Source organism: Bacteroides faecalis (genome assembly GCF_003865075.1).
Taxonomy (GTDB): Bacteria; Bacteroidota; Bacteroidia; order Bacteroidales; family Bacteroidaceae; genus Bacteroides; species Bacteroides faecalis.
Genome location: NZ_BHWB01000012.1, coordinates 109,698 through 121,282 on the forward strand (window position 1 = coordinate 109,698; position 11,585 = coordinate 121,282).

An 11,585-nucleotide genomic window follows, 5' to 3' on the forward strand; every position below is an offset into this window, starting at 1 on the left:
AAAGAAAAATGAATATGAAGAAAATATTATCTATAGGATGTGTCGGAATGTTGATATGCGCTTCAAGTTTCACTTCGTGCATGAATGACTTTGACACTCCGGTTACAGGCAATGCGTTTGGTAATAACTCGATCGAACCTGAACGTACTATTTCGATAGCCAACTTGAAAGAAAAGTATGATGGATTTATAGATACTAGTGCGGATACTTATACCACCATGGAAGGCAAAACACGTATTGAAGGCGTGATTGTAGGAGATGATGAAAGTGGCAATATCTACAAACAATTGGTTGTAGCTGACGAAACGGGAGCTATTATTGTGGGTGTTAATAACACAGGACTTTATGCAGCTTGTCCGGTAGGCCAGAAAGTAGTTATCAATTGTGAAGGCTTGCAGATTGGTAGTTATCGTAAATTGGCTCAGATTGGTACTACTTATGAAGGTAAGGTAGGCCGTATGCCGGAATATGAGTGGAAGCAAAGAGTGCGTATCATTAATAAGCCGCAAATGTTTTATGAAGAGTTGAAACCGCTTGAGATTTCTAATGCAACGGAATTGGCGGCTATAGATATGAAGCGTGCTCCGTTATTGGTAACACTGAAAAACGTGAAGTTCCCTGAAGCAAATGGTAAGGTGGCTTTTGCACCGGAATCGGATATTGCAAGTCCTACATTGAGTTTTGTTGAGCGTAATATCAATTTTGCGGATGGTACGGCATGTAAGGCAGTAGCTCATACTAGTATTTATGCAAACTTCTCAAAAGATGTGCTTCCGGAAGGAAATACTAATGTAACTGGTATATTGACTCGTTATAACAATAATTGGCAGTTGCTTATTCGTACCAGTGCTGATATCAAACAAAATAATTAATAAACTAACAATAGATAATTATGAAAAAGATTCTAAATGCTTTATTCTTGACGCTGCTTACAGTGATCACATTTAGTGGATGTAGTGATGTCCCTGCACCTTATGATATAAAAGAAGGAGGTGATGACTCTGAATTGGTGGGTGATGGTTCTAAAAATAATCCTTATGACGTAACTAGTTATCTTATCAAGAAAAGTGGTACGGAAATTTGGGTAGAAGGATATATTGTTGGTTGTATGAACAATAAATATGATGGAGTAGATGCAAATGGAGATCCTGTTTTTGCAGGTAATGAATTTGTAACTTCTAACTTTAATGTGAATACTAATATTGTTATTGCGGCAACTACCAGTGAAACAAGTACAGCTAAGATTATTGCAGTGAAGCTACCGGCAGGGGATTTGCGTGATAAATTGAATGTCAAAGATAATAATGGTAATTTAGGCATGTCTGTTAAGATTAAAGGTAACTACGCTAGTAAGTATTGTGGAGTTACAGGTTTAATTGATATAACAGCTGCTGTTTTACATACTTCAACAGGTGATGTAGAAATTGGTGATGGTGGTAGTGAAGGACCGACTGATGCGTATATTAACGAATCTTTCAAATCGTCTTTAGGTGGATTTACAAGTGCTTCAGTATCAGGTACTCTGAGCTGGATTAATGATTATAGCTCTGCAATGATTAAAGGTGGGTCAACTGAAGGTAAATTCCCGTCTGAGACTTGGCTGGTGGCTCCTACTATTAATTTGTCAAAGGAAACAGAAGCTTATATAACATTCAAGCATGCAATCAACTATGCAGATGCTGCTACGATTAAAGATTATCATCAGTTGATGATTAGTAAAGATTATACAGGAAACGTATCACAGGCTACATGGACTAATCTTCCAATTGTAATGGCATCAGGTAACAGCTTTACTTTTGTAAGCTCAGGTAATGTGGGTATTCCTGCTGAGTTTATAGGACAAAGTAGTGTAACAATTGCATTGAAGTATACTAGTACAGAAGTAACAGGTAGTACATGGGAAGTACAGAATTTTGTTGTAGCACATGGTAAAGGTGAGGTAGATCCAGAGCCTCCTGTTACGGATAATTCTAAAGATAATCCGTATGATGTAACAAAAGCATTGACATTGACTTCTGCAAGTGGTACTGCTACTGCATGGGTTAAAGGCTATATTGTTGGCGGAGTAAAGAATGGTAATGATGCAAATACTGTAGATGCTCCTGAAGATGTTGTTTTTGGATTGGATGATATTCGTAATTCTGCTATTCTCATAGCGGCTTCTAAAGAAGAAACTGATTATACAAAATGTATGGTGATTGGTTTTGGTAAAGATAGCCCGACTGCTCAACCTGCTTTGAACTTAGTGAATAATCCTGATAATCTTGGAAAGGAGGTTGTTATTTTGGGAACTCTTAAATATGCATTTAATGCTCCAGGTATGAAGACTATTACAGATTTTGAATTTTTAGGAGGTGGCAGTGATCCTGAACCGACAGGTCCTGTCTATACAAGTAATATCACATTGCCTGCAAAGGATTGGATCAATTCATCTGATGCAGCTTACGGAGGTATTGTTAAGATTGGAACTGAAGAGACGGAATACCCTGTTGTGAAACTTGGAACAACGAAGTTGGCAGGCGTTTGGAGTTCACCTGCGTTAGGAGCTACCAAAACTAAGTTGGCTTTTTATGCTGTCGGCTGGAAGGGAAAGTCTGGGATTCTGAAGGTTACCATTGAAAATGGTGGAACTTTTGAAGGAGGAGAAGCTACCAAACAAATCGATTTAGCAGGAAATATTGGAGCTACAGGTAATTCTCCATTTACGATTACCCCTGCTGATTCTGATTATTATGAATTCACATTAACGGGAATAACCGCTACTTCTACCGTCAAACTTAATACTGCTGATGAGTCAGCTGATAAGCGTGCAATTATTTTTGGTATTAATGTCAATTAATGCTACGGTTGATAATTAATAAGAAGGAGGGGGCAGTTTGCTGTCCCCTTTCTTTTTTGCGAAAGTATAGTAACTGTTCTAAAAGACATTTATAAATATCTATATATTTATAGGAAGAAAAAAGATATCTTCATAGCAAATTGATATAGCGTGAGTAGATAAGAGAAAACGTGAAGATGACTGAAAATAAAATAAAAGCTTGAACTCTAAGACAGATTATCCTTATCTTTGCATGCCTTGCAGGTTAAACAACTGCTGCTTATTTAAAATTATATACTCAAACAAGATTAATATATTATGAATATTAGAATGAAGTGTAACTTCTATATTTGGTTAAGTTTCTTATGTTTAAGTTTTATATCCTGTAGTAAAGATGATGATGATAACGCTAATGGCTCAGATAATTTTGCAATTGGTATTGTCGAACTCCCAGCATTGCGTAATGGAGTAAATGATATGTTTGTTACTCATTCTAATACTTTTAATGGTAAGAAAGTAACAACTTTCAGTATGGAGTATGACAAAAGTAAGAAGCATGCCCGTTGGGTAGCATTCCGATTTGACAATCAGACAATGCAACAGAATGTGAATCGTAAAACAGGAGATGATCCATTTGAATCGGACCCATTAGTTGCACAGGAATATCAACGTACACGTTCGGATTTTGGAGCGAAAGGATATGATCGTGGTCACATTTGTGCTTCTGCTGACCGTTTATTCTCACGTGACGCAAATGACGATACATTCTATTACACTAATATGACTCCTCAACGTAATGGTTTTAATTCGGGTTTATGGTTGAAACTGGAAGCCAAGGTACAGACATGGGGAAGAAGTTGTACGGCACAAGATACTTTGTATGTTGTGAAAGGAGGAACTATAGATAAAGAAGAACAAGTATTAAGCTATATAGATAATAATCGCAGTAAACCTGTTCCTAAATATTATTTTGTAGCATTGTTGTTTAAAAAAAGTAGTTCTTTCAAAGCGATTGCATTTTGGTTGGAACATACTACTACGCCTAAATCACAAGAACTTGCAGACTATGCAATTTCAATAGATGAGTTGGAAGAAAAAACAGGAATTGACTTCTTCCCGAATTTAAATGATAAGTTGGAGAACGTCGTAGAGGCTACTTATTCTGTTAAGGCTTGGAATGGTTTGTAAACGTCGTATAGTAAAAGATCGTTTAGTGTTTTTGAAAAAATCTTCTCAATGTTTGCATAAAAACATTGAGAAGATTTTTTTCTATTAGCTACAATTCAATTTGTGCTATATTATATTTTTCAGCTCATCATTAGCCATTTCAATCAAGTTTAACCAGAGTCCAAGTTGTAACTGCGACTGTTAGGTTGTATCCTAGGCTAAAAAATACTCGTTTTTATTGTCATTTGTCACTTTTCTAAGTTAAATGCTTAATTATCAATGCTGAAATGGTGATAATAGTCGGTGACAATAGAGTGATAATAGAAAATTATCCGGGTTTTATTGTCACTTTTTTATTTTACTATTCGCTGCCCTTTTGTGTTTTTCTTTCCCCTGGTTTGTGTTATTTTTCTTTCAATTGAATAGATTTAGCATGTAAAATTGTGCAATCACCTTTATATAAAAGTAAATAAAGCGTTTGTTTAGTTGTTTTAAACCTTTACTTAATGACTTTTAGAGGTGATAAAGTGTTGTTTTACGTACATGGTCCTATGGCTCCACGTACGTGATCTTTTGGGTTCACGTACATCATCCGAATGGTTCACGTACGTGAAACGAGGATACATACCTTGCAAAAAACACTAATTGAGCCTTGTCCGTATGTTAAGGTTAGTAGTATTTCTTCTATTACCCATAGTATCAGTTGAACAACAACTCCATTTATTAATAAAAAACAGGTAATGTAATGACCATATATTATGATTTTATGAGGAAATTCGATGAGAATGGAGTGAAAAAAACTAAACTTGATATCTCTAGATTGCATCTTACTATTCGGAAAATTATTATTGAAATATGTGTTTAGCCATTGATTATTAAATAATTAAAACAGCTAAGCAGGAAACAAAAAGTGATAATAGAAATATCCTGAAGTTTTATTGTCACCTTATTGTCACCTGTCTATTGTCACCATTTCAGTATTGATAATTAGGTCTTTAACTTAAAAAAGTGACAAGTGACAATAAATAATCGTTTTATTTTTTTCAAGAAGATCTAAACTAAACTCATATCGCTATGTTCTTATTATTCAAAGGAATTATTCTTTTATATCGAATTCCGTTAAGTAATAATATTTTTTATCTCTTCTTTTAATATTCTTAACTCCGATGGTTTCGTAATAGCAAAGAAACCACCTACTTTTATCGCGTCTTTATGTTAGCCCTCAATATAATAAAGACTAATAAACTAAAAGACAATTATTCTAGACATGAAGCACAAACTATTTCTGTTATTACTGTTCGTGTGCACCTTATCAATCACTGGTTGGGCGCAAAATTCTGCATCATTTTATACCATTAAGGGAGTACTTCTGGATTCATTGACCCAAGAAGGAGAACCGTATGCAACAATCAAAATAGCGAAGAAAAGTACCCCGGATAAAGCGGTGAAGATGACCGTAACCGATACAAATGGAAAATTCCAGGAGAAACTGAATGTTGCTGCCGGAGATTATGTATTAACGATTTCTTCCATTGGTAAAATTCTTGTTGTCAGAGAGTTCAGTTTGAAACCGTCGGTTCAGATGGTTGATCTGGGGACAATACTTTCAGTTGAAGCTACCAATGAACTGGAAGGAGTGGAGATTGTAGCGCAAAAGCCCTTAGTGAAGATTGATGTCGATAAGATAGAATACAGTATAGCGGATGATCCGGATTCAAAATCCAATAGTATTTTGGAGATGCTTCGGAAGGTGCCTATGGTGACGGTGGACGGAGAAGATAATGTTCAAGTGAATGGTAGCAGTAGCTTTAAGATACATGTCAATGGGAAACCTAATAACATGATGAGTAATAATCCTAAAGATGTGTTGAAAAGTATGCCGGCTAATTCGATTAAGTATATCGAAGTGATTACTTCTCCGGGAGCCAAATATGATGCGGAAGGGATCGGAGGTATTCTCAATATTGTGACAGTTGGAGGTGGTTTCGACGGTTATACGGCTACCATTCGTGCAAGTGTCGGTAATAATGATTCTGGAATTGGAGGTTATACAATGGTAAAGCAGGATAAACTGACGCTTTCTGCCAATTATAACTACAATTATAATTATCGTCCGAATAGCTATTCCAATAGTTATCGTGAGAATTATGAATCCGATATAGAAAAATATCTTGAGTCTGAGAGCCGAACGAAATCAAGAGGAAGTTTTCAGCATGGCAATCTGGAGGCGAGTTATGAGATTGACTCGTTGCGCTTATTGACAGTTGCTTTCGGTATGTATGGCGGTGGTGGCAAAAATAATAGTGATGGTGCAACGGTGATGTATGGTGCAAATCATCAGGATGTCACCTATCGTTACCGTACTGACAATCATGGTAAATCTTCCTGGTATTCTATTAATGGTAATATTGATTATCAACGGACGGCCAGAAGTAATAAAGAGCGAATGATCACTCTTTCTTATAAGATCAATTCTCAACCGCAGACAGATAATTCTTATAATACCTATCTGGATATATTTTCGGAAGACCAAACAGATAATATCGTAGACCGCCTGTTATTGAAGAATTATCATTCGGATGGTAAAACAAACAATCTGGAACATACCTTTCAGGTAGATTATACTACTCCAATAGGCAAACTCCATACCATTGAAACTGGAGCAAAGTATATTTTGCGTCGTAATTCCAGTGATAATCAATTTTTTGAAGCAGCAGGTGGAAGTGATGATTATATCTATAATGAAGAGCGTAGTAGTGATTACCGTCATTTGAATCATATTCTGGCTGCTTATGCCGGATACACATTGAAATATAAAGCCTTTTCTTTCAAACCGGGAATCCGTTATGAACAAACCATGCAGCGTGTAAAGTATATCGTCGGGCCGGGTGAGAATTTTAATTCGAATTTTAGCGATTGGGTTCCTTCCGTTTCTTTGGGTATGCAGGTAGGTGAAACACAAAATATACGTGGTAGCTATAGTATGCGTATCTGGCGTCCGGGCATATGGAATTTAAATCCTTATTTTAATAATCAGAATCCAATGCTTATTAATCAGGGAAATCCAAACCTGAAGACGGAAAAAGGTCATGCTTTTGATCTGTCATATAGTAATTTTACAGCTAAGTTTAATATTAATGCTGCTCTCCGTTACTCTTTCAGCAATAATGGTATTGAAAATATCAGTCGGCTGATTACGACACCAGGCGGAGAAATTTTTGATGATAATCCGGAACATTTGGCTCCTGAAGGTGCATTATATAGTACTTATGCTAATATCGGAAAGAGAAAAGAGACCGGATTGAATCTTTTCCTGAACTGGAACGCTACTTCCAAAACTCGTATTTATCTAAACGGGCGTGGTGATTATACTGATCTGCGAAGTGACGCACAGGGATTGCATAACTATGGTTGGAACGCTTCTATCCATGGAGGTATTCAACATACTCTTCCGTTGGATATCCGTTTGAGCCTAAATGTGGGTGGTAGAACACCCCGTATTAGTTTGCAGGGAAAAGGATCTGGCTTTCAATATTATAGTTTTGGAATCAACCGTTCTTTCCTGAAAGAAGGGCGTCTGACGTTGAATGTTTACTGTAATAATGTTTTTGAGAAATACCGACACTTCGACAATCATATGGAAGGTATCAACTTTATTTCGAAAAGTTCCAGCAAATATCCGAGTCGCTATTTTGGATTTAGTATCAGTTACCGGATTGGTGAACTGAAAGCGAGTGTGAAAAAAGCGAGCCGGAGTATTAATAATGACGATGTGAAAGAAGGGGGAGGAGAAGCTATTCAAACACAAGGAGGAGGGCAATAATCCCTCCCCTCAGTTGTTCTATTTTTCTTTTGGGGCCTGATTGGAGGTCGTATTGAAACCTAATTTAGTCAATCCTGCTTGTACGTCAGGATGGCTCATAAAGAGTTTCCACAATAATCCTGTCCGGTAATTTTCTATCATGACGGCAATAGGACCTTGGTCAATAGCAAGATAACGTTTCGGATACCAGTTATCTGTTTCGCTGAAAGCATCATAGAAACCGAATGGACCAAAGACTTTATCCCCCATCTTATATAGGTGGCGCATTACTTGCATCGAATATTCCGGTGTATAGACGATGGATGAGAGTGCGGCAGTAGGAGAGATGACTCCTTTATCGTCCTGTTCATTGGGAGAATGAGCCGCATATCCGTCTACAGAATAACTGGCTGTTAGCCCCCAACAATCGGGTCCGAAGCCTTTGTAATGTTTTGGATTACGGATGCAGTAAGCACGATTGACTAATGTCAGATTGCGCATTTCATCGAAATAACTAGGGCAGTATTCGTCCTTTAATCCTACAGGATCAAGTCCCAGGAAAGAATATTGTGCCCAAAAGAGTGGTCCGGCTTCTGTCCCCTGATAACGGAGATGTAATTCGATACCTTCTACTTTATGCGGAGAAACGATAGCACCGTTTTGTGCCCAGCCATCATGGTAGACGGCTGCAGGTACTCCATGCGTTGGAGAAGCAGCGGCGAGGATATACATGATCATACATTCATTATATCCATGTACAGGAAAATCCATTTCCCAGCCATAAGTAGGACTCCAATGCCAATATAGAACGTTTTCTCCTCCTTTCCGATACCAATTCCAGTCTACTTCACGCCAAATCTGGTCGATACGTTTGGCTAATGCTTTCTCTTTCTCATTGCCATTGACATAATATTGGTGTACGGCGAGCAATCCTTGTATCAGGAAAGCAGTTTCTACCAAGTCGCCTCCGTTGTCTTTTTGACCAAAAGGTTTCACTTTCCCTGTATCTCCATACCACCAATGCGGATATGCTCCGTAAAAGCGATCTGCTTTTTCCAGGAAAGAAACAATCCGTTCCATACGTGATAAACCTTCTTCTCGAGTCACATAACCACGATCAATTCCTGCAAGAATAGCCATAATTCCGAATCCACTACCACCCGAAGTAACCACGTTTGAATCATTCTCAGGATATACACCATCTACATGATAACGTTCAGGAGCAAGTCCGCTGTTGGGTTCTGCTCCGTCCCAAAAGTAGAGGAAGGTACGTCGTTGGACGGTATCCAACAATGCGTCATCAGAGATTTCCGAATTGTCGGAAGTCTGTTCGGAAGGTTTGCTCTTACAAGCTCCTGCTACCAAAAGAAAACAGAGGATTGGCAAGTATATATAGGTTCTTATCATACTTCAATAGATTATATATTAGCTATATAACCTGAGTTTGATTAAGTATCTATCAAACTCAGGTTTGTTTATCATTCATGTAATGTGAACTTGGCTGATTTTACGTCCCGGCTGTTCGGACCAATCATAACTTCAAATTCACCAGGTTCAGCAACAAGTTGCAGGTCATAGTTATAGTACTTCAACATTTCCGGTGCAATTTTGAAATAGACATATTTGACGTCTCCTGGTTCAAGAAATATTTTCTGAAAACCTTTCAGTTCCTTGACGGGACGCGTAGAACTGCCTACCATATCTCGGATATAAAGTTGTACAACTTCCGAACCCGGCCAGTTTCCTGTATTAGTTACTTGTACAGTTGCTGTCAATTCGCCCGTCATACCAATACTGGAATGACTCAAAGCCACATCACTATAAGAGAAGGTAGTATATGAAAGCCCAAAACCGAACGGATAAAGCGGTTCATTGTCTACATCCAGATAATTAGTGCGGAATTTCTCGAACCATTTACCTTCGGCTAAAGGACGTCCGGTATTCTTATGCGCATAATAAAGAGGAATCTGACCTACATTCTTTGGGAAACTCATGGTGAGCTTGCCTGCCGGATTAACATAACCGAACAAAGCATCACCAATTGCATAAGCAGCTTCACTTCCGCCAAACCATACATTTAGAATGCTAGGAACGTTTTCTTGTTCCCAGTTTAGTGTGAGTGGGCGACCGGTAAACAATACCAGCACAACAGGCTTTCCGGTTTTCACCAATTCTTTCAATAAGTTCTGTTGTACGTCCGGAATATTCAGGTCTGTGCGACTACTACTTTCCCCACTCATCTCCGAAGATTCTCCTAAAGCGGCAATGACAATATCAGATTGTTTAGCTATGTTTAAAGCTTCATCCAACAATTGTTGATCTGTACGGTTGTCCCGGTTTAGAGAACGTCCGAACATGGTAGCACGCTCTTCGTAAGCGGCGTCACTGATCAGGTTACTACCTTTTGCATAAAGAATGTTAGCTTTACCGGCAGTCATCTCTTTCAAACCTTCCACTAATGAGGGACAACGATCCAATACTGCTGCCACACTCCAGGTACCTGGCATATTTGTCCGGCTATCAGCTAACGGGCCTATCACTGCGATGTTACCTTTCGGATTGAAAGGAAGTAAGGGTTCCGGTGCTACTCCCGGACGTCCCGGTACGGGATCGTTCTTCAAAAGGACAAAGCTTTCGGCTGCAATTCTGCGAGCTGCATCACGATGTGCTTTCGTAAAGATGTCACGTGCCGGACGTTTCGGGTCACAGTATTTGTATGGATTATCAAACAATCCTAATTTATATTTAGCTTCCAGAATACGTCTACAGGCTGTATTCAACGTTTCCATTGAAACTTTTCCTTCCTGAACAGATTTTTTAAGTGTTCCGACAAATCCTTCACTGACCATATCCATATCTACTCCGGCGTTAATTGCCCGTGCGGATACTTCTTGCAGATCACCGATTCCATGATCAATCATTTCAGAGATTCCCGTATAGTCGGTAACAACAAAACCGTTGAATCCCCATTGACCACGTAGAATGTCGGTCATCAGCCATTTATTAGCAGTGGCAGGAATACCATCCACTTCATTGAATGATGCCATCACACTACCTACACCAGCTTCTACAGCGGCTTCGTAAGGCAACATATAGTCATTGAACATCCGTTGGCGACTCATATCCACAGTGTTGTAGTCACGTCCGGCTTCACTTGCACCATATAGTGCAAAGTGTTTTACACATGCCATGATTTCATCGTTCCGTTCCATATTTTTTCCCTGGTAACCCATTACCATTGCTTCGGCAATCATAGCACCAAGAAATGGATCTTCACCACTACCTTCGGATACACGTCCCCAGCGAGGATCACGTGAGATATCTACCATTGGGCTAAATGTCCAATTGATACCGTCTGCACTTGCCTCGACAGCGGCAATACGTGCCGATTCTTCAATCGCTGTCATATCCCAGGTACAAGATAAACCTAATGGAATAGGAAACATGGTTTCGTATCCATGGATAACATCCATTCCGAAAAGTAAAGGAATACCCAAACGAGAGTTCTCTACCGCTTGTTTCTGTACATCCATGATTCGGTCTACTCCTTTTAGATTGAAGAGGCCTCCTACTTCGCCTTTCTTGATTTTAGCGGCAATATCACTACTTTTGGCTTGCCCTGTAGTGATTTCGCCTGTTACCGGGAGATTTAATTGTCCAATCTTCTCTTCCAGAGTCATTTTCTTCATTAAGACATCGATGAAGCGGTCCATATCTTGTGGCGACTTTTGTGCCGCCACATTCATGAGTCCTGCTGAGAAAAGCAGGATAAGTAAACTTAATTTTTTATAGTTCATC

General features: G+C 38.8%; 6 protein-coding genes. 4 read left to right on the forward strand and 2 right to left on the reverse strand.

Annotated elements, in window-relative coordinates; genetic code table 11:
* Nucleotides 1-14 precede the first annotated feature (14 nt).
* The 4 genes from EJF25_RS17815 (at nucleotide 15) to EJF25_RS17830 (ending at nucleotide 7,808) form a co-directional block, all read left to right on the forward strand.
* Nucleotides 15-872 (forward strand): DUF5689 domain-containing protein, encoded by an 858-nt coding sequence (locus EJF25_RS17815; protein WP_125042191.1) that lies wholly within the window; start codon nucleotides 15-17, stop codon nucleotides 870-872.
* A gap of 20 nt (nucleotides 873-892) precedes the next feature.
* Nucleotides 893-2,839, forward strand: coding sequence for a DUF6359 domain-containing protein (locus EJF25_RS17820; protein WP_125042192.1), 1,947 nt, complete (start codon nucleotides 893-895; stop codon nucleotides 2,837-2,839).
* A 309-nt stretch (nucleotides 2,840-3,148) separates the two neighbouring features.
* The gene (locus EJF25_RS17825; RefSeq protein WP_125042211.1) at nucleotides 3,149-4,006 is read left to right on the forward strand and encodes a DNA/RNA non-specific endonuclease; all 858 of its coding nucleotides are present in this window, start codon (nucleotides 3,149-3,151) and stop codon (nucleotides 4,004-4,006) included.
* Nucleotides 4,007-5,252: 1,246 nt separating this feature from the next.
* Nucleotides 5,253-7,808, forward strand: a complete 2,556-nt coding sequence (locus tag EJF25_RS17830) for an outer membrane beta-barrel family protein (RefSeq protein ID WP_125042193.1) — start codon at nucleotides 5,253-5,255, stop codon at nucleotides 7,806-7,808.
* 18 nt (nucleotides 7,809-7,826) lie between these two features.
* On the opposite strand, the gene EJF25_RS17835 is transcribed toward EJF25_RS17830, so the two are convergent.
* Nucleotides 7,827-9,194 carry a glucoamylase family protein gene (locus EJF25_RS17835; protein WP_125042194.1) on the reverse strand — a complete coding sequence of 456 codons (1,368 nt, stop codon included), beginning with the start codon at nucleotides 9,192-9,194 and terminating at the stop codon, nucleotides 7,827-7,829.
* A 71-nt stretch (nucleotides 9,195-9,265) separates the two neighbouring features.
* On the reverse strand, nucleotides 9,266-11,584 hold the full coding sequence (bglX, locus tag EJF25_RS17840) for a beta-glucosidase BglX (protein WP_200832937.1): 2,319 nt from the start codon (nucleotides 11,582-11,584) through the stop codon (nucleotides 9,266-9,268).
* Nucleotide 11,585: the final 1 nt, after the last annotated feature.

Bases quoted from the DNA above. Each gene is read 5' to 3' on its own strand.
- EJF25_RS17820 (WP_125042192.1), top strand. From the start codon at position 893: ATGAAAAAGATTCTAAATGCTTTATTCTTGACGCTGCTTACAGTGATC.
- EJF25_RS17815 (WP_125042191.1), top strand. From the start codon at position 15: ATGAAGAAAATATTATCTATAGGATGTGTCGGAATGTTGATATGCGCT.
- bglX (WP_200832937.1), bottom strand. From the start codon at position 11,584: ATGAACTATAAAAAATTAAGTTTACTTATCCTGCTTTTCTCAGCAGGA.
- EJF25_RS17835 (WP_125042194.1), bottom strand. From the start codon at position 9,194: ATGATAAGAACCTATATATACTTGCCAATCCTCTGTTTTCTTTTGGTA.
- EJF25_RS17825 (WP_125042211.1), top strand. From the start codon at position 3,149: ATGAAGTGTAACTTCTATATTTGGTTAAGTTTCTTATGTTTAAGTTTT.
- EJF25_RS17830 (WP_125042193.1), top strand. From the start codon at position 5,253: ATGAAGCACAAACTATTTCTGTTATTACTGTTCGTGTGCACCTTATCA.